Genomic DNA, 23,617 nt, shown 5'->3' on the forward strand with positions numbered 1-23,617 from the left:
CTCCCCTCACAGTTCGGCGGCTTTGATGCCGAACGAATAACGATTTTCCACACGGCGCAGCAGCAACAGCGACAGGCTGGTCAGCAGCAGGTAGAGGCCTGCCACGGTGAGGAAGAACGTGAACGGTTCATGGGTGGCATCGGCCGCGTTCTTGGCTTTGAACATCATGTCCTGCAGGCCGATCACGGAAATCAGTGCGGTGGACTTGGTCAGTACCAGCCAGTTGTTGGTGAAGCCCGGCAGCGCCAGGCGCACCAGTTGCGGCACGCTGATGCGCCAGAACACCTGCAGGCTGCCCATGCCGTACGCGGCACCTGCTTCGACCTGGCCTTTGGGAATGGCGAGGAAAGCCCCGCGAAAGGTCTCCGAGAGATAGGCGCCGAAGATGAAACCCATGGTGCCGACCCCGGCAATGAACGGGTTGATGTCGATGTACTGCTCGTAGCCCAGCGCCAGTGCCAGGCGGTTGACCAGATCCTGGCCGCCGTAGAACACCAGCAGGATCAGCACCAGGTCTGGGATACCGCGCACTACCGTGGTGTAGATCTCGCCCAGGGCGGCCAGCCAGCGCAGCGGTGACAGCCGGCAGGCCGCGCCGATCAGGCCGAGGCTGATGGCCAGAGCCATCGCCATCAAGGCCAGGCTGATGCTTAACCACGCGCCATCGAGAATGCTCGATCCGTAGCCGTGAAGCATGATGAAGGTCCTCGTCAGCCGGGGTTTATTGGCCGTAGATATCGAATGGGAAGTACTTGGCCTGCACCTGCTGGTAGGTGCCGTTGGCGCGGATTGCGGCAATGGCGGCGTTCAGGCGCGCTAGGTTGGCGGTGTCCCCCTTGCGCACGGCAATGCCTGCGCCGCGGCCGAAGTATCGAGGGTCGTTGATGTCCGGCCCGACCAACGCAAAGCCTTGGCCTGCGGGCGTCTTGATGAAGCTTTCTTCGGTATTGACGATGTCGGCGAGGGTGGCGTCCAACCGCCCCGCTACAAGGTCGAGGAAGGCTTCGCTCTGTGCGGCGTAGCGCACCACCTCGACCCCGGCACCTTCGAGTTGCTCGGTAGCGAAGCTGTCGTAGGTGGATGCACGCTGCACGCCGAGTTTCTTGCCTTTGAGGTCCTGTGCCGGGTCGTTGACCTGGCTGCCGGCCTTCATCGCGAACTTACCGGGGGTGTGGTAGTACTTGTCGGTGAAGTCGACCGATTTGAGACGATCTTCAGTAATCGACATTGAAGACAGCACCGCGTCGATCTTGCGCACTTTTAACGACGGGATCATCCCGTCGAATTCCTGGACTACCCACTGACACTTGACCTGCATCTGCGCGCACAGTGCGTTGCCGATGTCGTAGTCAAAGCCGGCAATTTCGCCTTCCGGGGTGCGATAGGAGAAGGGCGGGTAAGCCGCTTCGATGCCAATGCGCAGGCTGCCTTCGTCAGCCTGGGCCAATGCGCTGCAGGCACAGAGTGTCAGTGCGCCTAGAAGTCCGGTCTTGTTCATATTCTTGACTCCGGTGGATAGGGCGGTACCGGCCGGTGCCCGGGAGGGGTGCGGCTCGGCAGGAAAAAAATGACACGTTTAATTTCACAAATCAAATTAAATGGAAATAAACGTATCGCTCACAGCGGCAAGTGGCTGTCCGAAGTGGCCGAACAAGGTCACTGTGGCTCAGCTATCGAAGCCGACGCGATAGGTGGGATAGAGGAGTAAATGAGGCTTTCAACAGTTACCTGGCCACTGGCACCTTCCACCCAGGCTGAGGTCCGCGACACGCCGACCCCTGCCACCATCAGTCGGCATATCGGCGAGCCTTTGTAACCTGCTCTATATTCACTAGCGCGGCACAGGCAATGAGCCAGGCCGTGTAGCCGATGACAGGGAGGTCGTCTCATGGCGCGCCAGGCTAATGCACCCCTGCCAGCATGGGTGCGCGACACCTGCAATGACCCGCTCAAGTGTGCGTTATGGGCTGCCAGCCTCGTGGCATTTGTGTTGATGGCGCTCAGTGACGACAGCCACCACGATCTTGAATCGTTTTGTATTTCCGGCTCGCCTTCGATGCTCACCGAGGGATGGCTGAACGTGCGCCTCTATTACTCCAGCATGGACATCGCCGTCTTCACCGGTGCGGTGGGGCTGATGCTGGTCGCAATGATGCTCCCCGCGCTGCAGGGGCCATTGGCGCATCTGTGGCGTCAATCAAGCCCCTACCAAGGTGGGCCTGCTGTCACGGCATTCCTGCTGGGGTATTTTTGCGTGTGGCTGGCGGGCAGTGCACTGCTGCTCATCGTTGCGTTGTTACTGGTTTCCTTCACGGGCTCGCAACTCGTGGCAGGGTTGCTGGCGCTGATCGGGGCAGGGGGGTGGCAGTTGTGCACGATCAGGGCACGTTGCCTTGCGCGCTGCCATCGGCGCGAAAAAGTCGCCAACCCACTGGCAATGGGGGCGATGCATGGGGTGTGGTGCTGCGCCACCTGCTGGCCGTTGATGCTGATTGCGTTTTGCCTGCCGGCGGTTCATCTGCCCGTGATGATCGCCGGGGCAATCATCATTGCCCATGAGCGCAGGGCCGCCCACCCGGGTCAGATAGACCGAACGTGCTCAAGCGCCTGAGAGCAGCGCCCGAAACCAGGCTTCGGGCGCTGCGCCGGCGGTGGTTCAGTAGGTCTCCAGTTTGAACGGCCCGTCTGTGGCAGCGGCGTTGCTGCTGTTGAGCCTTGTCCCCTGTGGCTGCTTCAGGACGGTGTCACGGGTCTGCACTTGCACCTCGATAGTGCTTTCATCAATCGCCGAGTTATCAGCGTTGAGTGGCAGCTTGAAGGTGGCGGTGGCTTCCAGATGGGTCTGGCAGTTCATGCAGCCTTCCACGTGCCAACGGCTGAGAATCGGCCGGGTACCCAGGTACTCACGCTTGCCATCGACCTTGGCGTAGGCGCTGATCAGGAACGATCCGCGGATCTTGCCCCGGTTGATACGGCTCACCCGCAAGGTCTTGCCGGCGGGCTGCACGGCCTCGGCTTTGAACAGCAGCTGCTGGGTGGGTTGGACGTAGGCGTCCAGGGAACCTTTGCCGTAGCCATAGCCCAGCTGGGTCTCGATGTTGAAGCAGTCCCGTGTGGTGAAGGGGCTACCGTCGGCTTTCACGAACGGGTCGAGCGTGGTGTCCAGGCTAAGAATAGCGTTCGGGTCCAGGCCTGCGGCCCCTGCTGGCGGTTGCACGTCAGCGGGTTTGTAATAGCTGGCGCCAGGGTCGCTGGCATCGATGCTGAATTCATCGGTCGCGCCTTGCCGGCGTTGCCAGGTCCAGAACACATAGTCGATGAAGCAGTGGTGGAAGAAGAAGATCGGGTCCAGGCCCGCGGTCTCATTCTCGCCCATGTCGCCGTTGGCACCCGGGATCGCCGAACTGTTGCCCTGGCCTGGGTAATCGAAGCCACCGACTGCCAGGTGCATGAAGTTATGCGGCTCTTCCAGGGATACATGGTGAGGGCCTGCGGGGTCGGATTTGTTTTTCGCGGCGGCCGAGGTGGTATTGGAGAACAGGGTGTAGGTCGGGGCATCCAGGCAGTTTTCGAAGCGGGTGAACACCTCACCACGCCACTTGCCACCGATCTTGATCTTGCCGTTCAGCCAGGTACTGATGTTGTCATTGAGGTACCCGATGTTCTGCTCAGCGTCAGGGAATTGCGCATTGTGTGCGTCGGTCTTGGCGCGGTCCTCATCAGTACCGACCAAGCCGGACAGCGGGTAACGCACCGTCTCATAGCCTTCCGGCTTGCTGTAGATGATCGGGGTGTCCTTGACCTCGTCGGTAATGGCTTGGGGGAACACGAATGAGCGCAGGGGGTTTTCGATCTTGTGGCCGTCGAGCACGAAGTACTCCTGGGTCAGGGCCGAAGGGATGCCTTTTTCCCGTGATTGCTCACTGCATTCATCCCAGAATGGCAAGGTCACGTCGTTACAGCCGGGGATACTGCGCAACGCTTCTTCCAGGCGCCAGAGGTAGGCGCGGTGCCAGCTTGGGAACAGCACCGTCCCGTGCTGGCAGTAGCCACCCCACCAGTTGGGGTCGGTCTTGCCTTGGTCACGGAAGGGCTCGCCGTGCAGGCCACCGAGGGTGAAGAATGAGTTGGGGTCGTTAGCGGGGAGATCCTTGATGCCCTTCCAGGCACGGATCAGGTTTTCAAGTTCTGCTTTATTGCCTTGGTCGTAGTCGGCCTGGATATCGCTGAGCGAACGACGGACACGCGGGGTGGATGACATGGTGAACCTCCTTGTTGCCACTGGTCCCGAAAACTCGGGGGTTTACTGCTCCATCGTCCAGCATATCCGGGTTGTAAAAATCTGCCTGGGCGGGCGCCAGACGGTTGATCCTGTGGTGAGGGGAGCTCGCGTAGGCGCCCTTTGAGTACGGCTTTTGCTGCCCTGCGGTGAGGGTCCATTCAACCCCAAGCCAGCTCCCACAACGCCTTCATCTTGGCCCCTATGAGCGTGCCGCCACCTTGATAGCGCCTGCCTTGCCTTGCTTGGCATCATCCAACCCGGCCGCATGCCGGGCCACTCGCCAACCAAATACAATGGCAGGCCCCAGGGTGGTACCTGGGCCTGGGTAGGTGCCGCGAAAGATCGAGGTCAGGTCATTACCGCAGGCGTATAGCCCCTCAATCACCTGGCCTTGAGTATCCAGCACCTGGCCGTCGGAGTTGCCGCTCAAGCCTGCGCTGCAGGCGAGGTCGGCTGGTTGCACTGTGACTGCATAGTAGGGCCCGTCGCCCAGCGGGCGCACGCAGGGATTGGGTGTTTGCTGTGGGTCGCCGTTGTGACGGTTCATGGGGCTGCTGCCACGGTTGAACGCGGGGTCTTCACCGTGTGCGGCCGCGGCGTTGTAGGTGCTTACCGTGTTCGCGAGGCCCGCGGCATCGATCTTGAGCTTGCTGGCAAGCTCGGCCAGCGTGCTGCCTTTGACCAGGTAGCCGGCCTTCACGAAGCGGGCGATGTTGGCGGCGGTGCGCAGTGGCATCACCAGGCCCAGGCCATAGCGGCGCAAGAAGGCCTCGTCGCAGATCAGGTGAGCGGTAGGGCTGCCATCGGCGAGCATGCCCATGACAAAGTCGTGGTACGAGTCCGACTCATTGACGAAGCGCAAGCCCCGGCGGTTGACAGCGATCAGCCCTGGCTTGGCGCGGTCTAGCAGGATGTGTGGCCAGACGGCCTGATATCCAGCCTTGGTTGTGTGTATCGAGCAGGGCATCCATAGACCGGGGCTGTCGTGGCCGTTGTCGAGCTGGGCGTTGGCCTTCAGCGCGCGATCGATGCCGTCGCCGGTATGGGTCAAGGGCGCCAGTGAAAGGGGCTGGGCCGCAGCCGGAAACAACTGCTTACGTAAGGTCGGGTGGCGGGTTACGCCGCCGGTGGCCATTACCACGCCCCGGCGGGCTCGGATACGCTGGAGCTGACCGTTGTGCATGACCACCGCGCCCACCACCTGGCCGTTTTCCTGGATCAAGTCGTGCAAAGGTGTTTCAAAACGAATGCTGACGTTGCGCTGGCGCAGGCTGTAGAACAAGCGGGCAACCAAGGCGTTGCCCATCACCAGGTTCGTGCCACGGGGGTGGCTCAGGCGGTCGATGCAATAGCGGCCGACCACACTCAGGGTACGGCTCAGGTTTTTCAACGAGGCAAATGGCGACAGCAGCGCGTCCAGGTCGGCGCGGGGCACCATCATGCCGCCCAGCCCCATGAACTCCGGGCGTGGTGGCCGCACGCGGACGAAGTCTTTGCCCAGTAGCCTGCCGTCGAACGCGAGCGGTGCCAGGGCTCGACCACCGAATGCAGCCCCTGGCCCGCTGACGTAATCGGGGTGGGCGGCGGCAGCCACGAATTTGACTTCGCTGATGCGCTCCAACTCGTCGATTGCCTGCGGCCCGCTGGCTAGAAAGGCTTCGCGTAAGGTTTCACCACCGCGCTCACCAACCACCGCCTTAAGAAAGGTTGCAGCGTCTGCCACGTTGTCCGCTACCCCGGCGCGCTGGCTCTGGGTGGTGCCGGGCACCCAGGTCGTGCCGCCCGAAGTCGCACTGATGCCGCCCACGACTGCAGTTTTTTCACACAGCAGCACGTCCAACCCGTGGTGGCTGGCCATCAACGCGGTTGTCATACCTGCGGTGCCTGCGCCGAACACCAACAGGTCGACTTCCTGGTCCCAGCGTGGGGGGAGGGGGGGGATGGAGCTCATCATAGGTTCTCCTGAGTGGTAAGGGAGGAGGTCTTGGAAGCTAACGACATGGAGGATCCTGAGGATTAAGGCCTGTAGTCCGGGCGCTATTCGTAGGCTGTGGCGCCAGCCAGGTGGCGCCCGGCGATATAGCCAAACGTGGCGGCCGGCCCCAGGTTGATTCCGCCGGCCGGGTAATGCCCGCCCATGATGCTGGCCATATCGGACCCCGCCGAATACAGGCCTGCGATCGGCTGCCCTTCAGTGTTGAGGACTTGCGCATGGGCGTTGGTCTTGAGGCCCGCGAAGGTGCCGAAGCAGCCTGCCTCGACTTTCACCGCATAAAATGGGCCCTGCTCGATTGGCGCGACGCAAGGGTTTGGCGTGTGCTGCGCATCACCCTGCTTGCGGTTGTAGGGCGTAGTGCCGCGACCGAACTGTGGGTCTTCACCCTTGCGGGCGTGGCGGTTGTATTCGGTCACAGTCTGGCTCAGCCCTACGGGGTCAATCCCGCACGCCAACGCCAAGGCCTCGATGGAATGGCCGGTCTTCAGGTAGCCGGAGCGAATGAACGGCTCAACCGGTAGAGGGAAAGGCCGGGATGCTCCCAGCCCATAACGCCGCTGAAACGCGTGCGTGCAGATCAGCCAGGAGGCAACCTCGGTGCCGGGCGCGACCGCAACCATGGCTGCAACATAGTCATAGTAGCCATTGGCTTCGTTGACGAACCGTTGGCCGTTGGCGAGGACGCCGATGATGCCTGGCTTGCCGCGTTCGATGATGTGCGGGAAGTGCCCGTAGCTGCCGTCCTTGTAAGGCACGCGAGACACGGGTGCCCAAGCGGCAGCACTGGCCAGGTCATCGGCGACTTGGCCGCCGACGCTTTCGCCCAGGCGCAAACCATCGCCATTGACGCCCAGAGGCGGCAGCGCCAGATGCTCATGGCCGGTTGGCGTGCGCGGGAACAGTGCCTTGCGTCGTTCAATGTCATTGGCAAAGCCACCCGCAGCTAACACCACACCTTTGCGTGCCCGAATGGCAATGCGGCCCTTTGCAGTTTCAACCACGGCACCGGCTACCCGGTCGTGTTCATGTATCAGCTCGGTGGCTGGCGCCGACTCCCAGAGCTGTACGCCAAGGTCTTCGGCTGACTTGGCCAGACGGGCGATCAAGGCGACGCCGTTGACCAAGTGCATGGCGCGCCCCTTGAGCGCCAAGTCGATCACGTGCTTGCCGAAGCGCTTGGTCACGTGCAGCAGCGAACGCCAGGAACGCGTCAGGGTAAGGAAAGCCGTCAGGTCATGGCCGGCCATGATCGGCATGCCCATGAACGAGGTTTCGCGCATTGTCTTGCGCAGCCGCTTCAGCAGTACGCCTACCTCGTAGGCGTCGTAGGGTGCAGCGATCACCGATCGACCGCCGGTTCCGGCGCCTGGCGTGTCTCCGTGAATGTCAGCAATTGCGTTACCGTCGGTGAATTGCAAAGCGGTATGGCGCTCAAAAAAGGAGACCATATTGGGCGCGGCTTCCAGAAAGGCATCGATCATGGTCGGGTCGAAGTGCTTACCCAATACATGTTCAAGGTAGGTGCGCGGCAGCGAGCGGTCCTCAACGATCCCGGCGCGCTGAGCCAACGGATTGCCGGGGACCCACATCCAGCCACCCGACCACGCCGTGGCACCGCCGAACACTTCATCTTTCTCGATCACGATCACCCGCTGGCCATGCCATGCGGCAGTCACGGCTGCGCTGAGCCCGGCTGCGCCAGAGCCGATGATCAGGACATCGCAGTCAACTGTGGTGTGCAGGGAAGTGTCGGCAAGCATCAAGAGGTCTCCTGGTGTGGTGGGCGTGGTCAAGCGTCAATGATTTACAGCGGCTCAATGATTGCCTTGGCTGCCGCCAACGCCTCTCGGGCCCAAGCCTCCACCCCCACCTGCGCTACCCTTCGGTTATTCGGGATCTCGACACTGACCGGAACCGCGGCGGTCAGGCTGCGCCAGATTCTGGCCAGATCAATGTCACCTTCCCCAGGCAACAAACGCTCACAGCGCGCCGCCTGGATCAGCCCCTCGTGGGTGTCGGGTCGCATCGCAGGGCCGTCGCAAATTTGTGCGTAGTGCAGCCACTGCGCTGGGATTCGTTGTAAATCCTCGAAGCGGCTGTCTGAACGATCAAAATGCAGGGCGTCCACCAGGACGCCCCCGTTGGCGCGATCGGCCTGCTCCACAATATGCAGCGCGCTGGCCAGGTCACTGACGGCCGTCCAAGGCATGAATTCGAGGTCTGCTGAGAGGCCGAAGGGTTGCATGGCGTCGCATAGCCGAGCGTAGTGCTCTATAAGTCGGCCTTGCTCCGGATCGTCGCCGGCTACCAGTACAGCTTTGGCCCCCAGCTGGGCACCGACCTCAAAAAAAGGCAGGTAACGTTGCAGGTCGAATTGCCCATCAAGACGAATCAGTTCCAGATCGAAGACCTTCACGCCGGTGTCGTTCATCCGCGCGAGCGTTTCACGCAGCATGGGGGCGTCATCCATCAACGAATAGGCGATGGCCCCTGGCGCGACGGGTAACAAGCGCATGCCAGCTTGGTCATAGCCGGTGCGGGCAGCCAATTCGATGATTTGCGGCGGGCTGAAATCGAGAGCGGTCAGTTGGGCGATGGAATAGCTGGCTTGCATGGCAGATCTCCGTTAGGGGTAAAAGCGCGCTGGAATTCAATTGACTGGGCTAGGAATCGCCGACGTTCTGCGCTTACGGCCTTTGATCCATAGCGCCGTGACCCCGATCAAGGAAGGGATGGCGAGGAATAGGAAGACCTGACTGAAGTCCCATTGGGCGGCCAACATGAGCGCGCCGATCCCGGCGCCGCTGATAGCGCCCAGGCGACCGATGCCGGTCGCCCAACACACCCCAGTGGCACGGATCTGGGTTGGGTAGAAAGATGCCGCCAACGCATAGCCGCCGACGTTGACGCCGTTGAGGAAGTAGCCCAGCAACAGGATCAGCGGGCAGAGGACTTGCATCGTCGGCTGCTGCAGCGCGATGAGTACTGCGCAGGCGCCACCGCAGAACACCGTCATGCCGACCACTTTATGGTGGTCCCAGCGATCCATTTTCATGCCGACGGTGAAGTTGCCCAGCATCCCGCCGAGTTGTAGCAACGAGCCCAACAGTGCCGCCTCGCCCATGCTAAGACCCGCATCGCGGCTAAGCAGCGGCAGCCAGCTCGATAGCAGGTACATGGTCAGCAGGCCCATGAACAGCGTGATCCAGATCATGCAGGTACCGAGGCTATAACCGGACGCGAACAACGCGCTGACCTTGCCAGCCTTTTCGACCGACGCTTCGCTGCTAAGAAACCGGGTACGGGCGTCGGCCAAGCCAGGGGCAACTCTGTTGATCTCCTTGATCAGACGTTCCTTCAAAGCACTGTTCTGGGCCAAGAAGCGGATCGACTCTGGAAGGCTGAAAAGCAGCAGAAGCGCAAAGGCAATGGGCAGCACACCGCCGACCACCAATACCGATCGCCAGCCAAAATGTTCGATCAGCCACTCGCTCCCCAAGCCGCCCAGCGCCGCGCCAAAGGCGAAACCGCAGTAGACGAAAGAGACCATATGAGAGCGGTAACGCTTGGGTGCAAACTCGGAAATCAGTGTTGCGGTATTAGGCATTGATGCACCTAGACCGACCCCGGTCAGAAACCGCAGCACGGTCAGGCTGACGACCCCGGTGGCCCAGGCTGAAGCGAGGCTCCAGAGACCGAACAGCAGCACAGAACCGATGATTACCGGCCTGCGGCCAAACCGATCAGCCAACGGGCCCGCAGTCAATGAACCGAAGGCCAGCCCAAGCAGGCCGCTCATCATCACGGGGCCAAGGTCTTGTCGCTGCAAACCCCAGTCGTCGACCAGCGCGGGTGCAATGAAGCCAATCGCCGTCGTATCGAACCCATCAAACACAAGCACCATGAAGCCCAGGAACAGCACCAGCCATTGCCTGCCGCTCATCTTTCGAGCGTCCATAAAGGTGCTGACATCGAGGTTGGGAGAATTCGACATAGATGACTCCTGCTTTTTGTTTTTATGAGAACGCTTTTTCTAGCCGTGGCGTTTCTTGGAAAACACCAGGGCATGTTCAGAGGGGCGGTAATGACACTATCACAAATGGAAAGCCATTCCAAAAGTAAAATGCATTCCATATGATTTTTGAAAAACGCGAATCTGACCCTAGTCGTTAAGCACTAGGCAGAGCTTCAGGAGGGGAGGCGGCCAGCTCGGGACGACAGGCCGCGTTGTTCAGGTCCGATCAGTCGGTATGTTCGGTGACTCGGGAGGTCATCATCGACAGCTTGGGAAGACTGTCCAGACTGATTGCGGTGATTTCTTCGGCGGCCTCGAACAGTGCCGCTTTGAGGGTCTGCATACGCTCTGGGGTCAACCGAACGCTTGGGCCGGCGATGCTGATCACGCCGATGACTTGTTGCTGTGAATCGCGGATAGCTGTCGCCATTGCCGCCGCGCCAATTTCAAAACTTTCGTCAACGGACGCATAGCTTTGATCACGTGCAAGCTGCAGATGTTTAAGAAGCTGATCGATCGTGGTCGCCGCGTTGGGCCCATATTCACCCGATTTGGCCAGGCCTTGGCGATAGACCAGCTCTAGTGCGCGTTCGTTGCTCAGGCAGCTCAGCCAGGCAAGCCCCGACGCTGTGCAACAGAGTTTGGCTTCGGCACCGGCATCTGGATCGTAGCGAAGCCCGGAGCGCGTGCCTTGCGCCTTGGATATCCAGACCAGATTGTCGCCATCGACAATGCTCAAACGCACCAGTTCGCCAGACACACGGGCGAGGCGTTCAAGTACCGGTTTGGCGAGGTCGACGATGTCGCTCTGGGACAGGTGCTTTAGCGCAAGCGATACCACCTTCAGGGCGAGAACATAATTACCGTGCTGAGGGTCTTGGCGTACAAAACCCTGTTCAACCAAGCAATTAAGCATGCGATGAGTGGCGCTCGGCGGAATGTCCAACGCTTCAGCGACTTGCGCAAGCGGTAGCCCCGTGCTTTTTCCGGCCAGTAGCTCAATAGCGTGCAGGCCGCGTTCCAATGCATTGCTCATGGTTGTTCCTTGATTTGCGAGGGATGAGCTCCCGCAGAAAAATGCGATGGAATAGTATTCCACTCACTGGCAGGCTACAAATGAAGCGGCCCTCCCGCTCTAGTGTTAAGGTCTCAGATCTTGAAAAACTGCCTGTAGCAGCCTAATTGCTCACTGAGCATGTGGCTGCCTGGGTGCACAGGATGCCCCGCAGCTTGCGCCACGCGTAGTAGGCGAGTCTCCACGGGTTGCATGATGATGTCTGCCACCAGTGTTCCGGGGGACAGGGCGGCAAGGTCAACAGGAAGTGGATCTTCGTCTGAGAGACCCAACGGCGTTGCGTTGATCACAACATCGGCTAACCCGAGGTGTTGCGGCTGGGCAGCCTCGCATCGCCCCGGCCAATGTTGCTCCAGCCTGGCGAGCAGCGCTTGAGCTTTGACGGCATCCGGCTCTTGCAGATACAGCTGGCCAATGCCTGCTTGCAGTAATGCGACAGCAATCGAACTGCCCGCACCACCGCCTCCGGCCAGTACGACACGTTTCCCCGCCAGCTCGTACCCCTTGCGCTGCAGGCCCAGGGTAAACCCTACCCCATCGAAGTTGTCAGCTTCCCACACGCCTTGTTCGTTGCGCCGCAATGCGTTGGTGCTGCCGGAGACCTGGACAGCCAGGCTCACCTTATCCGCGAATTCACGAGCAGCAAATTTGTACGGAATGGTGATCAGCATTCCCGAGAAGTTTTCCATCGCTTGCAGGCCGCGTATTACCGTCGCGAGCTGTTCAGGTCGGGCATGCACTGCAATCATCACCGCGTCCACAGCGTGCTCAGTAAACACCTGGTTGAGTAGCTGTGGAGCCTTCACTTGCTTTACCGGGTCACCTACAACCGCATAGATTCGGGTATTGCCTGTAGGACTAGGTATCAACAATTGAGACATCGAGTTCTCCTTGGGTGCGATTGAGGCAGACAAAAGGCGGCTGCGGTACAAACCTACCATAGGGAAATCGGAATTTCATTCCATTTGAGAAACTCGTTCCTGTAGTGATGTTGGTGGGGATTGGGCTGCGTGGCAGCCCAACGTTTCCATCAAATCTGCATCGCCATCCCATCCACATTCATCGCCGCCTGACGCAACGCCTCGGAGCGGGTCGGGTGCGGGTGGCAGGTGAGGGCGATGTCTTCTGCCGAAGCCGAGAACTCCATGGCTACACAGAACTCACCGATCATCTCGCTGACACTCGGGCCCACCAGGTGTACGCCCAGTACTTCGTCGGTGTTGGCATCGGCAAGGACCTTGGCGAAACCTTCGGTCTCATGGTTGATCTTGGCGCGGCTGTTGGCAGTGAAGGGGAACTTGCCGACCTTGTAGGCGCGGCCTTCGGCTTTGAGCTGTTCTTCGGTCTTGCCGACGGTGGCCAGTTCCGGGCGGGTATAGATGACGCCGGGGATAAGGTTGTAGTTGACCTCATGGGCCTTGCCGGCAATGCGCTCGATGCACGATACCGCTTCATCCTCGGCCTTGTGCGCGAGCATCGGGCCAGAGGTGACGTCGCCGATTACCCAGATGCCGGGCACCGAACTGCGGTGGTGATCGTTGCCCAGCATGCCGCGCTTGTCGGTCGCCAGGCCCACGCTTTCCAGGTTCAAGCCCTGGGTGTAAGGGCGACGACCGATGGCTACCAGCACGTAGTCGGCCTGCAAGGTTTGTGCGTCGCCACCGGCGGCAGGCTCCAGGGTCAGGCTGACGCCGTCGGCTGAAGGCGTGGCTTGTGTCACTTTGCTGCCGAGCTTGAAGCTCATACCTTGCTTGGCCAGGGCCTTCTGCAGGGTTTTGGCGGTTTCTTCATCGGTGCCCGGGCAAATGCGGTCGAGGTATTCGATGACGGTAACCTGGCTGCCCAGGCGCCGCCATACCGAGCCCAGCTCCAGGCCGATGACGCCGGCACCGATGACGATCAGGTGCTTGGGTACCTGCGGCAGCGACAGTGCACCGGTCGAGTCGATGATGCGTTGATTGTCGATGGTCACGCCTGGCAGGGGAGTGGGCTCGGAGCCGGTGGCAATCACGATGTCCTTGGCCTCAAGGGTGGTTTCGCTGCCATCCTCGGCCTTGACCACCACCTTGCCCACGCCATCCAGACGGCCCCAGCCCTTGACCCAGTCAACCTTGTTCTTACGGAACAGGTACTCGATGCCCTTGGTCAGGCCGGTCACGCTCTCGTCCTTTTGTTTCATCATCTGGGCGAGATTCAAGGTCGGCTTCACTTCGATACCGAGGTGGGCGAACGCTTCGCCGCTGGCGGCCTCGTACAGCTCGGATGCATGCAGCAGCGCCTTGGATGGCATGCAGCCAACATTGAGGCAGGTGCCGCCCAGGGTCGAGCGGCCTTCCACACAGGCAACGCTCAGGCCCAACTGGCCGGCACGGATTGCCGCGTTATAGCCGCCAGGGCCACCGCCGATGATCACCACGTCGTAGGATTTCATGGGTTCAACTCCAGGATGAAGAAGCGCGAGAGGGGCACAAGGTTAGTCTGTGCGTTTAAAGTTGTATACAATCTGCGTGTTTTTCATGTCGGTTGGTTCTAGACCATCGTCGTGTAAAGCCCAAAAACCGCACCAATGAACTACCCTGATCCGGTGGCGTCCGAACTTATGAGGCGTGACGCCCCGCTACCTGAAGGGAGGGTCATTGATGCTTGCGCAACTTCCACCTGCGTTGCAGAGCCTGCACTTACCTTTGCGTCTGAAGTTGTGGGACGGCAACCACTTCGATCTTGGGCCGAGCCCGCAAGTCACGATCCTGATCAAGGAGCCTCAGCTCATTAGCCAGCTGACCCACCCGAGCCTGCACGAACTCGGTGAGGCCTTCGTTGAAGGCAAGCTTGAGCTTGAAGGTGATATCGGGGAGGTCATCCGTGTTTGCGACGAACTCAGCGAAGCCCTGATGAGTGACGACGGGGACACTACCCCGCAGCGTATCGCCCATGACAAGGACACCGACGCTGAAGCCATTTCCTATCACTATGACCTGTCCAACGCGTTCTACCAGTTGTGGCTGGACCCGGACATGGCCTACTCCTGTGGTTACTTCCGGGAGCCAGACAACACACTGGCCCAGGCCCAGCAGGACAAGTTCGATCACCTGTGCCGCAAGCTGCGCCTGCAGGCGGGCGACTACCTGCTGGATGTAGGCTGTGGCTGGGGCGGGCTGTCACGCTTTGCTGCGCGCGAATATGGCGCCAAGGTATTTGGCATTACCCTGAGCAAGGAGCAGCTCAAGCTGGGCCGTCAGCGGGTGAAGGAGGAGGGGCTGGCCGGGCAGGTCGACCTGCATATCCTCGACTACCGTGACCTGCCCCAGGATGGCCGTTTCGACAAGGTGGTCAGCGTCGGCATGTTCGAACATGTGGGCCATGCCAACCTGCCGTTGTATTGCCAGAAGCTGTTCGGTGCCGTGCGCGAAGGCGGCCTGGTGATGAACCACGGCATCACCGCCAAGCATGTGGATGGCCGGCCGGTAGGGCGGGGGGCGGGCGAATTTATCGACCGTTATGTGTTCCCCCACGGCGAGCTACCCCACCTGTCGATGATCAGCGCGAGCATCTGTGAAACGGGCCTTGAAGTCGTCGATGTAGAAAGCCTTCGCCTGCATTACGCCAAGACCTTGCATCACTGGAGCGAGAACCTGGAGAACCAGCTGCACCGTGCCGCGGCGATGGTGCCGGAAAAGACCCTGCGCATCTGGCGGCTGTACCTGGCCGGTTGTGCCTATGCCTTCGAGAAGGGCTGGATCAACCTGCACCAGATATTGGCCGTGAAACCTTATGCCGACGGTCACCATGACCTGCCCTGGACCCGTGAGGACCTCTACCGCTAGCCTTCGCGTACGGTCCCTTGTAGGAGCGGCCTTGCCGGTGCGCCGGACAGGCAAGGCCGCTCCTACAACGGCGGTGATCAGCTATCGACTCAAAGAATCGGCGAGATCAACCTAGCAATTCGCATCCCAAGCTGTTGCAGCCGATGGGTATCGAGACTGTCCTCGGGTGTGATTTCCCGCGCTTGCTCAAAGTCATGCAGCAACATCTGCTCGACCTGGTCGGCAAAGGCGCGATCGACCGTCAGCAAGGTAATCTCGAAGTTCAGGCGGAACGAACGGTTATCCAGGTTCGCGCTGCCGATCGCGCTAACCTCGTCATCCACCAGCACCACCTTCTGATGCAGAAAGCCCGGCACGTAACGGAACATGCGCACACCGGCACGCACTGCCTCGAAGGCGAACAGGCTGGAGGCGGCGTAAACAATACGGTGGTCGGGCCGTGACGGAATCAGCACGCGTACATCCACCCCCCGCAGTACGGCCAAACGTAATGCGGCGAACACCGCCTCATCCGGGATGAAATAGGGGCTGGTGATCCACACCCGGCGTGTCGCGGAATGGATCGCTTCGAGGAAGAACAGCGAGCAGGTTTCCTGCGGGTCCGCCGGCCCGCTGGCAAGCGCCTGGCACAGTACGCCGTTCTCAGGGTAGGTGTCGGGCAGGATCAACGGCGGCAGCTGGCGCGTTGCCCAGTACCAGTCTTCAGCGAACGACTCCTGCAAGCAGGCCAGCACGGGCCCACCGATCTGCACATGGGTATCACGCCAGGGCGACAGCTGGGGGTGACCCCCCAAGTACTCATCACCCACATTGTGCCCGCCAATAAATCCGAGCAGGCCATCCACCACCACGATCTTGCGGTGATTGCGGAAGTTCACCTGGAAGCGGTTGAACCAGCCGCGGCGCGTGGCGAAGGCATGAATCTCCACACCGCCCTCTCGCAGCACCTGGCTATAGCTCGCAGGCAAGGCATGGCTGCCAACACGGTCGTAGAGGACGAAGACCTTCACCCCTTCGGCCGCTTTGCGCAACAGCAACTGCTGCAGTGCCCTGCCCAGGGTGTCATCGTGAATGATGAAGAACTGCACCAGGACCACTTCGCGGGCTTGATCGATCGCGGCGAAAATGGCGTCGAAGGTCGCTTTACCGTCGATCAACAGCTTCACCTGATTGTTCGCCAGGCACGGCATTCGACCCAGTTTTGGCATGGCGCGCAGGGCCGCGTAGCTCTCCGACTCGCGGGCGGTGAGTGCCTCTTCAACCCAGGGGCGCCAGTTCAGGTTGGCCATGGCCACGTGCATCTCCTGGTTGGCCTGGCGCCTTGCCTTGATGTAGGCATAGAAGGAGCGGGCGCCGAAGATCAGGTAAGGGATCAAAGTCAGGTAGGGGATGAAGACCAGTGGCATGGCCCAGGCGATCGCACCTTGGGCAGTGCGCACGGTGAACACTGCATGCAGTGCGGCGATGATGCCCAACAGGTGAATCAGGCCGAGCACATAACCGAAAAAGTAGGGGCTGTGGTAATCCATATGCATCCTGCTTGCCGAGTACACTGTGGGTAACAGAACACGTTCCCGGTCCAGCTTGCAACCTGCAGGTGGATTTGGCGTCTAAGGCTCAGCCCGGCCCGTTGGCCGGTTTATTCCAGGAGCGTTCGTCCATGAAGATTCGTCTGCCACTGTTGGCGCTGGCCTTTGGCCTGAGCAGCCCGCTGGTGCATGCACAGATGTTGCAGCCCGGCTTGTGGGAGCTGACCACCAGCAACATGCAGGTCGATGGCAAGCCGTTACCCGACATGGAGTTCATGCTCGGCCAGTTGAAAAATCTACCACCGGAACAGCGCGCCATGATGGAAGGCGTGTTGGCTAAGCAAGGCGTAACAGTGGGTGGCAAGGGCGTGCGGTCGTGCCTGACGCCAGAGCAGGTGGCAACCAACGATATCCCGCTGCAGGACCCGAAATCAGGGTGCACCCAGAAGATCACCGACCGCAGCGGCAATGTCTGGAAGTTCCAGTTCAGCTGCCCTAAGGCTCAGGGTACAGGGCAGGCTACCTTCCTGAGTGACAGAGAGTTCACCACCCAGGTCAACGGCACGTTCAACGCATCCGGTGTGCAGCAGCAAGGCAGCATGAACACCCGTGCGGTCTGGTTGGGCAATGACTGTGGGGCGGTCAAACCGCGTAGCTGAAATCCCACTGCCATTGGCTGGTGGCGACTGCGTCGTGGGCATGCAGGCTTTCTGCATGTTCCACGCGTAGCTTGAATGCAGTCGCCCATTCCATCTGTCGTAACGATTGGTGCAGCCGTCGTGCGGCGTCTTCGCAGAACATCAGGTTCTGCCCATTGGCTAAAGCGAAAGCCTGTTCGTCCGCACGCTTAACGGCAGTTTGCACGGCCGTTCCCAGGCTGGCCTCCACACGGTTGATCAACTCAGTGATCGGAAGCTCCAATAAGTTGCGCTTCAAACGCACGTGAATCTGCGCGCTGCTGCGCTGGCTATGAGGCGTCGCTACGATCCCCTGGCTGCTGCCCAGCCACTCAAGCACCGTGGCTTTATCTAATGGCAGCTCTGCAAAATCCGCTTCGAATTGCTGCTGAATCAGCTGCCTTGCAAGGGCGGCCGAGCAGGGGCATGTGGACGAGTAAGGCACAGAAACAAATAGTTCCACGTGGAACATTTCACTTTCGATCCGCGCGTCGATCGTAATTGGATAACTTTTCCAGCCCGCCAATGGGCTGATCAGGGCCGGTCGTTTCAGCAAATGATCGAAGGAGAGGCGCAGATAAGCAGCCGTAGAGAGCCCCTCGTGGCTACTCAGAAAGTCAGCCAGTAGCTGACGCATCGCGAGCGGTGTGAGTGGTTGACCTTCGAGTGATTCCAGTGCCAGGTAAAGGCGTGACATGTGGATGCCGCGTGAGCTGCCGTCCACCAGGCTGACACCTGCGTCCACACGCGCCGCCGCTGTACGCCCCTCGAATAGCACGGGCAAGGCAATCCCGCACATGCCTACCCAGTTCAAGGGTAAGGCGTGCTGCTGGGCTTGGGCGGCGATATCGGGAAGCTTGAGCTGGGTCATGTGTAATTCCAAACAGAAGGTGGTTCAGCGGCAACCGCCAATCAAGCTGCAGTGCAGGTTGACGCGCTGCCCGCTGGAACTTGAAACACGGTTCAAGGTGGTCCAGCCGATGCGACGGCTATAGCCCACCCAAGCTTCGCCATCGCTGGCCAAGCCTGTGTAGAACGTCAACGAACCATAGCGGCTGTTGGTTTGCGCCCATAAACGCCGGCTCGTGTGCTCATACCCACGCAGATAGAACGTGCTGCCTTCGGTGCGCACACTGTAGTAACTGCCCTTGCCATCCTGGCAGGCCAACAGGGTTGCACTGCGCGTGCACAGTGCCAACGCGTTGTTTTGTGGCATGGCTAACAGGGTTGAGGGCACGGCCATCAACAGCAACATCACCGCGCGCTGCGGCTTCATTTTCATTTCCGGTGATCACTCTGCGACGAGAACAGCTTGGCGAAATTGTATTGTTACTTTATAACATTATGCAATGCATCGTTTCGAATGCGTCTGCCTGAAGAGGTTTCGCCATGCCCACCCGTCTCCCCGTTACCGTGCTGTCTGGCTTCCTTGGCGCCGGCAAGAGCACCCTGCTCAATCACGTGCTGCGTAACCGCGACAACCTGCGCGTCGCAGTGATCGTCAACGACATGAGTGAAATCAACATTGATGCCAGCGAGGTCCAGCGCAACGTGAGCCTCAACCGCGCTGAAGAAAAGCTGGTGGAGATGAGCAACGGTTGCATCTGCTGCACCCTGCGCGAAGACCTGCTTGAAGAAGTTGCGCGGCTGGCTGAGGAGGGGCGCTTCGATTACCTGTTGATCGAGTCCACCGGGATCTCGGAGCCGCTGCCGGTGGCCGAGACGTTTACCTTTCGCGATGAGCAAGGTCGCAGCCTCAGCGACATGGCACGCCTCGATACCATGGTCACCGTGGTCGATGGCCTGAACTTTCTTCGCGATTACCAGGCGGCAGACAGCCTGGCGAGCCGTGGCGAGACACTGGGTGAGGACGATGAGCGTTCGATCAGCGACCTGCTGATCGAGCAGGTCGAGTTCGCCGATGTGCTGTTGTTGAGCAAGATCGACCTGATCAGCCAGCACGAACGGGAAGAGCTGACCGCCATTCTGCGCAGCCTCAACGCCAGGGCTCAGATCGTGCCCATGGTCATGGGCGAGGTGCCGCTGGCGCGTATCCTCGACACCGGCCTGTTCGACTTCGACCAAGCCGCGCAGGCACCCGGTTGGCTGCAGGAATTACGCGGCGAGCATGTACCGGAAACCGAAGAGTACGGCATCGCCGCCAGCACTTGGCAGGCCCGGCGTCCGCTTCATCCACAGCGCTTTTTTGACTTTATCCACAAGCCCTGGACTAACGGCCGGCTGCTGCGTTCGAAGGGGTTTTTCTGGTTGGCCAGCAAGTATCAAGAAGCCGGTAGCTGGTCGCAGGCAGGGGGCATGATGCGGCATGGCATGGCCGGTCGCTGGTGGCGATTCGTGCCACGTGAACATTGGCCGCAGGATGTGGATAACTCCGAGGCGATATTGAAGCACTGGACCGTCGAGACGGGTGACTGCCGCCAGGAACTGGTGTTCATCGGGCAGAATATCGACTTCGAAAAGTTATCCACAGAGCTTGAAGCGTGCCTGTTGACGGATGAAGAAATGGACCTTGGGCCGATGGGCTGGCTACGCCTGGACGATCCATTCGGCCCCTGGCACGAGGAGGCGGCAGCATGAACCTCGCCCCCAGGCCTGTGGATATCTTTCAGGTGTTTGGTGATTCGCCGCAGGTGCTGACCGACGTTCTGCAGGACGGTGTGAACCTGGCGGTGTGGCGTCGGCGCTTGCCAGCGCAGTTGGAAGATTTTGCACAGTTGGTCATCAGCCTCGGCCAGCCTTTGGCTGACCAGCGCGTGATCGATGTGGACGAGCAGCAGATGCCGGTGTTTACCGACCTGCTGCGCGAAGCTGCCGACCTGCAGGGCTATGAAAGCTTCGTCGCCGATGTGGCCTGGCTGGTAGCCGCCTATACCTGCCTGCTCGGCGCACGCCGGGTGGGCTTGCGCCTGCGTGTGCTGCAAGGGCCGATGTGCCCAAGGTTCCATGTGGACCACGTGCCGCTGCGCCTGCTCACCAGCTATGCGGGCCCCGGCAGCGAATGGCTGGAAGAAGGCGCGCTAGATCGGCGCGAATTGCACCAGGCCATCCCCCCTGTGGATAACATCCGGTGCCTGCAGGCGGGGGAAGTGGCCGTGCTCAAAGGCGAAAAGTGGCAGGGCAACGAGGGTACCGGGCTGGTGCATCGCTCGCCATCCGGGCGGCAAGGGCGCTTGTTGCTGAGCCTTGACTGGTTGGCGTGACGGCGCATAGTGAGGCTCACATCCAGCCTGAAGTCATGCCATGTTGCAGAACATTCCTACCCACGTGATCGCCGGCCCACTGGGGGCCGGCAAGACCACGCTGATCCGTCATTTGCTGGCGCAGCGCCCCGCAGACGAACGGTGGGCCGTGTTGATCAATGAGTTCGGCCTGGTAGGGCTCGACGCCGCGTTGCTAAGCCGCGACGAGGACGGTATCGCTATCGGCGAGGTTGCAGGGGGGTGCCTGTGCTGTGTCAACGGCATGCCGTTTCAGGTTGGCCTGGGGCGGCTGCTGCGCAAGGCACGGCCTGATCGGCTGTTCATCGAGCCATCCGGCCTTGGTCATCCGTTGCAGTTGCTCACTCAACTCAAGCAGGCCCCTTGGGCTGGAGTGCTGACAATCCAGCCACTTCTGATGGTTGTGGACGCTCAGAAAATGGTACGGGGCGAGGCACTCCCAGAGGCTCAATTGCAGGCTTTTGATGCGTCTGAGACGGTAGTTTTCAACAAATCAGAGCGTGTGGATGAATATCATAGGTTGTTGATAACTAAGAAATTTCAAAAAAAAGTTATCCTCTGGACAAGCCAGGGAGTGTTGCCCCTTTCGCAGCTTCCAATTTCATCCACAGGGGGTATTTCGTCCCCAGATGTGGATAACAGGATTGTCGACAATCTTGGAATTGCGCCTGCAACCCTATGGAATAAGCCTGATGAGCCAATCTGCAGTGCGCAGCAAGGGGAGGGTGGTTGGAGTATTGGCTGGCGCTGGCATCCCAGTCAGCAATTTTATCCACAACGCTTATTAGCGTTTTTGCACGCCTGGCCGTGGCGCCGTGCGAAGGGAGTTATCCACACAGGCCAAGGCTGGCAGTCTTTCAATGGGCTGGACGGGGTGTTACCGGACTGGCAGCCGAGCGACTGGCGCAGGGATACGCGCATCGAGTTGATTTTTGATCAAGCTCAACCGCGACCGGCCCTGGAGGCCGGTTTGAAGGAATGCCTTATTCGCTGATCAGTTGCGCCAGCGGTTGTGCTCCTGACGCCACTGCTGCATCTCGATCACATTGTCGGTGCGTGGGGGCGTCTTGATCTCGAACGGGTAGGGCGCCAGTTCGATCTGCACGCTGTGGGCACCGAACTGGGTGACGGTGCCTGGGTGGCGCTGCTCACCCGTTACGGTGAACTCGAAGGCATAGATGCGCGCCAGGCGCTTTTTGCCATTGGCGTCACGCACAAAGGCGATGCGCTTGAGGGCGACGGCATCGTCCAGCAGTTCGAGGTCGAGCTTGGCGCAATGCTGCTTGACCCGCTCCAGGGCTTTCTCGCGCAACCCATGGTTGTGCCACAACCAAGCGCCTGCCGTGGCTACCAGCATCAGGACGAAGAGATTCTCCAGGGTCAACATTTGCGTATGCTCCAAACAGGTCGAACCAGCTTAACTGCGTCCCTGGCCTGTCGTACAGGTGGCAATCGAGTTCATACTGCGCTGCGCACAATCCTTGAAACAGCTTTGGAAATCTCCCGCATGAAACGTACCCCGCACCTGCTCGCCATCCAGTCACATGTGGTGTTCGGCCACGCCGGAAACAGCGCCGCGGTGTTTCCCATGCAGCGTATTGGGGTCAATGTCTGGCCGCTCAATACCGTGCAGTTCTCCAATCACACTCAGTATGGCCAGTGGGCAGGCGAAGTGCTTGCTCCAGCGCAAATTCCTGCGTTGGTGGAAGGCATTTCCAACATCGGCGAGTTGGGCCACTGCGATGCGGTGCTGTCTGGCTACCTGGGCAGTGCTGAACAAGGGCGGGCGATTCTGGCTGGGGTCGAACGCATCAAGGCGGTAAACCCCAAGGCGTTGTACCTGTGCGATCCGGTCATGGGCCATCCGGAGAAAGGCTGCATCGTGCCGCAGGAGGTCAGCGAGTTTCTGCTCGACGAAGCGGCTGCCAGGGCTGACATCCTCTGCCCTAATCAGTTGGAGCTGGACAGCTTCTGCGGCCGCCGCGCGCAGTCGCTGGAAGATTGCGTGCAGATGGCGCGTAGCTTGCTCGAACGCGGGCCGCAGGTAGTGTTGGTCAAGCACCTGGCCTACCCCGGGCGTGCCGATGACCAGTTCGAGATGCTGCTGGTGAGCGCTGAACAAAGCTGGCACCTGCGCCGCCCACTGCTGGCGTTTCCGCGTCAACCGGTGGGGGTGGGCGACCTGACGTCGGGCCTGTTCCTGGCCCGCGTACTGCTTGGGGACAACTGGCTGCAGGCGTTCGAGTTTACCGCCGCGGCGGTGCATGAAGTGCTGCTCGAAACACAGGCCAGCGCCAGCTACGAATTGCAGCTGGTACGGGCCCAGGATCGCATTGCCCACCCGCGCGTGCGCTTCGAGGCGCAGCGCCTGGCGTTTTAAATGGCGTCGGTTTTCAGGTCCTGGTAGCGCTTTTCCAGCTCTTGGCGAATTTGCCTGCGTTGCTGGCCCTGCAGGAACCGGCGCTTCTCCTCGCTGCTGTGCGGCTGGCGCGGCGGCACCGCCACCGGGCGGCGGTTGTCATCGACCGCCACCATGGTGAAGAAACAGCTGTTGGAGTGACGCACGGAACGCTCCCGGATGTTCTCCGTCACCACCTTGATGCCCACCTCCATCGAGGTGTTGCCGGTGTAGTTGACCGATGCGAGGAATGTCACCAGTTCGCCGACGTGCACGGGTTCGCGGAAGATTACCTGGTCGACCGACAGGGTCACCACGTAACTGCCGGCGTAACGGCTTGCGCACGCATAGGCGACTTCATCCAGGTATTTGAGCAGGGTGCCGCCATGCACGTTGCCGGAGAAGTTGGCCATGTCCGGGGTCATCAGGACGGTCATGCTCAGCTGGGCGTTTCCAGGTTCCATAGTGTGCTCACGGTGAGGTTGCGCTGAATCGGGGCGGGTATCTGCAGACACTTCTGTTTCCCCTTTTTGAGTTTGCCTTCCTGGTACGGGACGTTGGCTGACGCTCCATCGTCACGCT

General features: G+C 60.4%; 22 protein-coding genes. 7 read left to right on the forward strand and 15 right to left on the reverse strand.

Annotation, left to right across the window (positions count from 1 at the left end; all coding sequences use genetic code 11):
- Window positions 1-6 precede the first annotated feature (6 nt).
- Together OGV19_RS23985 and OGV19_RS23990 are read right to left on the reverse strand one after the other, a co-directional pair.
- Window positions 7-696, reverse strand: a complete 690-nt coding sequence (locus OGV19_RS23985; RefSeq protein WP_264310938.1) for an ABC transporter permease — start codon at window positions 694-696, stop codon at window positions 7-9.
- A gap of 25 nt (window positions 697-721) precedes the next feature.
- Window positions 722-1,498: an L-arginine-binding protein AotJ gene (locus OGV19_RS23990; protein WP_264310939.1), complete on the reverse strand. Its 777-nt coding sequence runs from the start codon at window positions 1,496-1,498 to the stop codon at window positions 722-724.
- A 390-nt stretch (window positions 1,499-1,888) separates the two neighbouring features.
- Between OGV19_RS23990 and OGV19_RS23995 the strand changes: the two genes are divergently transcribed.
- Window positions 1,889-2,611: a copper chaperone gene (locus OGV19_RS23995; protein ID WP_264310940.1), complete on the forward strand. Its 723-nt coding sequence runs from the start codon at window positions 1,889-1,891 to the stop codon at window positions 2,609-2,611.
- 45 nt (window positions 2,612-2,656) lie between these two features.
- On the opposite strand, the gene OGV19_RS24000 is transcribed toward OGV19_RS23995, so the two are convergent.
- The 8 genes from OGV19_RS24000 to lpdA all read right to left on the reverse strand — a co-directional run bounded on the left by OGV19_RS24000 (window position 2,657) and on the right by lpdA (window position 13,799).
- On the reverse strand, window positions 2,657-4,261 hold the full coding sequence (locus OGV19_RS24000) for a tyrosinase family protein (RefSeq protein ID WP_264310941.1): 1,605 nt from the start codon (window positions 4,259-4,261) through the stop codon (window positions 2,657-2,659).
- Between the two features lie 220 nt (window positions 4,262-4,481).
- A complete protein-coding gene (locus OGV19_RS24005) occupies window positions 4,482-6,233 on the reverse strand; it encodes an FAD-dependent oxidoreductase (RefSeq protein ID WP_264310942.1) in 1,752 nt (583 codons plus the stop codon).
- An 86-nt stretch (window positions 6,234-6,319) separates the two neighbouring features.
- Window positions 6,320-8,038 (reverse strand): FAD-dependent oxidoreductase, encoded by a 1,719-nt coding sequence (locus OGV19_RS24010; RefSeq protein WP_264310943.1) that lies wholly within the window; start codon window positions 8,036-8,038, stop codon window positions 6,320-6,322.
- 44 nt (window positions 8,039-8,082) lie between these two features.
- The gene (locus OGV19_RS24015) at window positions 8,083-8,892 is read right to left on the reverse strand and encodes a sugar phosphate isomerase/epimerase family protein (RefSeq protein WP_264310944.1); all 810 of its coding nucleotides are present in this window, start codon (window positions 8,890-8,892) and stop codon (window positions 8,083-8,085) included.
- Window positions 8,893-8,928: 36 nt separating this feature from the next.
- Entirely contained in the window at window positions 8,929-10,272 is a 1,344-nt protein-coding gene (locus OGV19_RS24020; protein ID WP_264310945.1) for an MFS transporter, read from the reverse strand.
- A 247-nt stretch (window positions 10,273-10,519) separates the two neighbouring features.
- Window positions 10,520-11,329 carry an IclR family transcriptional regulator gene (locus tag OGV19_RS24025; protein ID WP_264310946.1) on the reverse strand — a complete coding sequence of 270 codons (810 nt, stop codon included), beginning with the start codon at window positions 11,327-11,329 and terminating at the stop codon, window positions 10,520-10,522.
- Between the two features lie 113 nt (window positions 11,330-11,442).
- Window positions 11,443-12,249 carry a shikimate dehydrogenase family protein gene (locus OGV19_RS24030; protein ID WP_264310947.1) on the reverse strand — a complete coding sequence of 269 codons (807 nt, stop codon included), beginning with the start codon at window positions 12,247-12,249 and terminating at the stop codon, window positions 11,443-11,445.
- Between the two features lie 149 nt (window positions 12,250-12,398).
- Window positions 12,399-13,799, reverse strand: coding sequence for a dihydrolipoyl dehydrogenase (gene lpdA / locus OGV19_RS24035; RefSeq protein ID WP_264310948.1), 1,401 nt, complete (start codon window positions 13,797-13,799; stop codon window positions 12,399-12,401).
- A 208-nt stretch (window positions 13,800-14,007) separates the two neighbouring features.
- Here lpdA and cfaB point away from each other — a divergent pair, with 208 nt between their 5' ends.
- Window positions 14,008-15,192: a C17 cyclopropane fatty acid synthase CfaB gene (gene cfaB / locus OGV19_RS24040; protein ID WP_264310949.1), complete on the forward strand. Its 1,185-nt coding sequence runs from the start codon at window positions 14,008-14,010 to the stop codon at window positions 15,190-15,192.
- 89 nt (window positions 15,193-15,281) lie between these two features.
- Here the strand turns inward: cfaB and cls are convergent, their stop codons facing one another.
- On the reverse strand, window positions 15,282-16,721 hold the full coding sequence (gene cls, locus OGV19_RS24045) for a cardiolipin synthase (RefSeq protein ID WP_264310950.1): 1,440 nt from the start codon (window positions 16,719-16,721) through the stop codon (window positions 15,282-15,284).
- A gap of 131 nt (window positions 16,722-16,852) precedes the next feature.
- Here cls and OGV19_RS24050 point away from each other — a divergent pair, with 131 nt between their 5' ends.
- The gene (locus OGV19_RS24050; RefSeq protein ID WP_264310951.1) at window positions 16,853-17,380 is read left to right on the forward strand and encodes a DUF3617 domain-containing protein; all 528 of its coding nucleotides are present in this window, start codon (window positions 16,853-16,855) and stop codon (window positions 17,378-17,380) included.
- On the opposite strand, the gene folE2 is transcribed toward OGV19_RS24050, so the two are convergent.
- A complete protein-coding gene (folE2, locus tag OGV19_RS24055) occupies window positions 17,364-18,269 on the reverse strand; it encodes a GTP cyclohydrolase FolE2 (protein ID WP_264310952.1) in 906 nt (301 codons plus the stop codon). The two genes, OGV19_RS24050 and folE2, sit on opposite strands and share 17 nt — an antisense overlap.
- Before the next feature lie 24 nt (window positions 18,270-18,293).
- Window positions 18,294-18,674 carry a glutamine synthetase gene (locus OGV19_RS24060; protein WP_264310953.1) on the reverse strand — a complete coding sequence of 127 codons (381 nt, stop codon included), beginning with the start codon at window positions 18,672-18,674 and terminating at the stop codon, window positions 18,294-18,296.
- Between the two features lie 113 nt (window positions 18,675-18,787).
- Here OGV19_RS24060 and zigA point away from each other — a divergent pair, with 113 nt between their 5' ends.
- From zigA to OGV19_RS24075, 3 genes are read left to right on the forward strand one after another with little or no spacing between them, the layout of a single operon-like run.
- Entirely contained in the window at window positions 18,788-19,996 is a 1,209-nt protein-coding gene (gene zigA / locus OGV19_RS24065) for a zinc metallochaperone GTPase ZigA (RefSeq protein ID WP_264310954.1), read from the forward strand.
- Window positions 19,993-20,619 (forward strand): DUF1826 domain-containing protein, encoded by a 627-nt coding sequence (locus OGV19_RS24070; RefSeq protein WP_264310955.1) that lies wholly within the window; start codon window positions 19,993-19,995, stop codon window positions 20,617-20,619. The genes zigA and OGV19_RS24070 overlap by 4 nt, the downstream gene beginning before the upstream one ends.
- Window positions 20,620-20,659: 40 nt before the next feature.
- Window positions 20,660-21,631 (forward strand): CobW family GTP-binding protein, encoded by a 972-nt coding sequence (locus OGV19_RS24075; protein WP_264310956.1) that lies wholly within the window; start codon window positions 20,660-20,662, stop codon window positions 21,629-21,631.
- Here OGV19_RS24075 and OGV19_RS24080 read toward each other — a convergent pair whose 3' ends face one another.
- Window positions 21,632-22,024: a DUF3301 domain-containing protein gene (locus OGV19_RS24080; protein WP_264310957.1), complete on the reverse strand. Its 393-nt coding sequence runs from the start codon at window positions 22,022-22,024 to the stop codon at window positions 21,632-21,634.
- 120 nt (window positions 22,025-22,144) lie between these two features.
- Here OGV19_RS24080 and pdxY point away from each other — a divergent pair, with 120 nt between their 5' ends.
- Entirely contained in the window at window positions 22,145-23,017 is an 873-nt protein-coding gene (gene pdxY, locus OGV19_RS24085; RefSeq protein WP_264310958.1) for a pyridoxal kinase PdxY, read from the forward strand.
- Here pdxY and OGV19_RS24090 read toward each other — a convergent pair.
- Entirely contained in the window at window positions 23,014-23,499 is a 486-nt protein-coding gene (locus tag OGV19_RS24090) for an acyl-CoA thioesterase (protein WP_264310959.1), read from the reverse strand. The two genes, pdxY and OGV19_RS24090, sit on opposite strands and share 4 nt — an antisense overlap.
- Window positions 23,500-23,617 lie beyond the last annotated feature (118 nt).

This window comes from Pseudomonas putida (assembly GCF_025905425.1).
Taxonomy (GTDB): domain Bacteria; phylum Pseudomonadota; class Gammaproteobacteria; order Pseudomonadales; family Pseudomonadaceae; genus Aquipseudomonas; species Aquipseudomonas putida_AF.

What these genes read in the sequence shown, in the direction of transcription:
- OGV19_RS23985 (WP_264310938.1), bottom strand. Translation starts at nt 696, where the DNA reads ATGCTTCACGGCTACGGATCGAGCATTCTCGATGGCGCGTGGTTAAGC.
- OGV19_RS23990 (WP_264310939.1), bottom strand. Translation starts at nt 1,498, where the DNA reads ATGAACAAGACCGGACTTCTAGGCGCACTGACACTCTGTGCCTGCAGC.
- OGV19_RS23995 (WP_264310940.1), top strand. Translation starts at nt 1,889, where the DNA reads ATGGCGCGCCAGGCTAATGCACCCCTGCCAGCATGGGTGCGCGACACC.
- OGV19_RS24000 (WP_264310941.1), bottom strand. Translation starts at nt 4,261, where the DNA reads ATGTCATCCACCCCGCGTGTCCGTCGTTCGCTCAGCGATATCCAGGCC.
- OGV19_RS24005 (WP_264310942.1), bottom strand. Translation starts at nt 6,233, where the DNA reads ATGAGCTCCATCCCCCCCCTCCCCCCACGCTGGGACCAGGAAGTCGAC.
- OGV19_RS24010 (WP_264310943.1), bottom strand. Translation starts at nt 8,038, where the DNA reads ATGCTTGCCGACACTTCCCTGCACACCACAGTTGACTGCGATGTCCTG.
- OGV19_RS24015 (WP_264310944.1), bottom strand. Translation starts at nt 8,892, where the DNA reads ATGCAAGCCAGCTATTCCATCGCCCAACTGACCGCTCTCGATTTCAGC.
- OGV19_RS24020 (WP_264310945.1), bottom strand. Translation starts at nt 10,272, where the DNA reads ATGTCGAATTCTCCCAACCTCGATGTCAGCACCTTTATGGACGCTCGA.
- OGV19_RS24025 (WP_264310946.1), bottom strand. Translation starts at nt 11,329, where the DNA reads ATGAGCAATGCATTGGAACGCGGCCTGCACGCTATTGAGCTACTGGCC.
- OGV19_RS24030 (WP_264310947.1), bottom strand. Translation starts at nt 12,249, where the DNA reads ATGTCTCAATTGTTGATACCTAGTCCTACAGGCAATACCCGAATCTAT.
- lpdA (WP_264310948.1), bottom strand. Translation starts at nt 13,799, where the DNA reads ATGAAATCCTACGACGTGGTGATCATCGGCGGTGGCCCTGGCGGCTAT.
- cfaB (WP_264310949.1), top strand. Translation starts at nt 14,008, where the DNA reads ATGCTTGCGCAACTTCCACCTGCGTTGCAGAGCCTGCACTTACCTTTG.
- cls (WP_264310950.1), bottom strand. Translation starts at nt 16,721, where the DNA reads ATGGATTACCACAGCCCCTACTTTTTCGGTTATGTGCTCGGCCTGATT.
- OGV19_RS24050 (WP_264310951.1), top strand. Translation starts at nt 16,853, where the DNA reads ATGAAGATTCGTCTGCCACTGTTGGCGCTGGCCTTTGGCCTGAGCAGC.
- folE2 (WP_264310952.1), bottom strand. Translation starts at nt 18,269, where the DNA reads ATGACCCAGCTCAAGCTTCCCGATATCGCCGCCCAAGCCCAGCAGCAC.
- OGV19_RS24060 (WP_264310953.1), bottom strand. Translation starts at nt 18,674, where the DNA reads ATGAAGCCGCAGCGCGCGGTGATGTTGCTGTTGATGGCCGTGCCCTCA.
- zigA (WP_264310954.1), top strand. Translation starts at nt 18,788, where the DNA reads ATGCCCACCCGTCTCCCCGTTACCGTGCTGTCTGGCTTCCTTGGCGCC.
- OGV19_RS24070 (WP_264310955.1), top strand. Translation starts at nt 19,993, where the DNA reads ATGAACCTCGCCCCCAGGCCTGTGGATATCTTTCAGGTGTTTGGTGAT.
- OGV19_RS24075 (WP_264310956.1), top strand. Translation starts at nt 20,660, where the DNA reads ATGTTGCAGAACATTCCTACCCACGTGATCGCCGGCCCACTGGGGGCC.
- OGV19_RS24080 (WP_264310957.1), bottom strand. Translation starts at nt 22,024, where the DNA reads ATGTTGACCCTGGAGAATCTCTTCGTCCTGATGCTGGTAGCCACGGCA.
- pdxY (WP_264310958.1), top strand. Translation starts at nt 22,145, where the DNA reads ATGAAACGTACCCCGCACCTGCTCGCCATCCAGTCACATGTGGTGTTC.
- OGV19_RS24090 (WP_264310959.1), bottom strand. Translation starts at nt 23,499, where the DNA reads ATGGAACCTGGAAACGCCCAGCTGAGCATGACCGTCCTGATGACCCCG.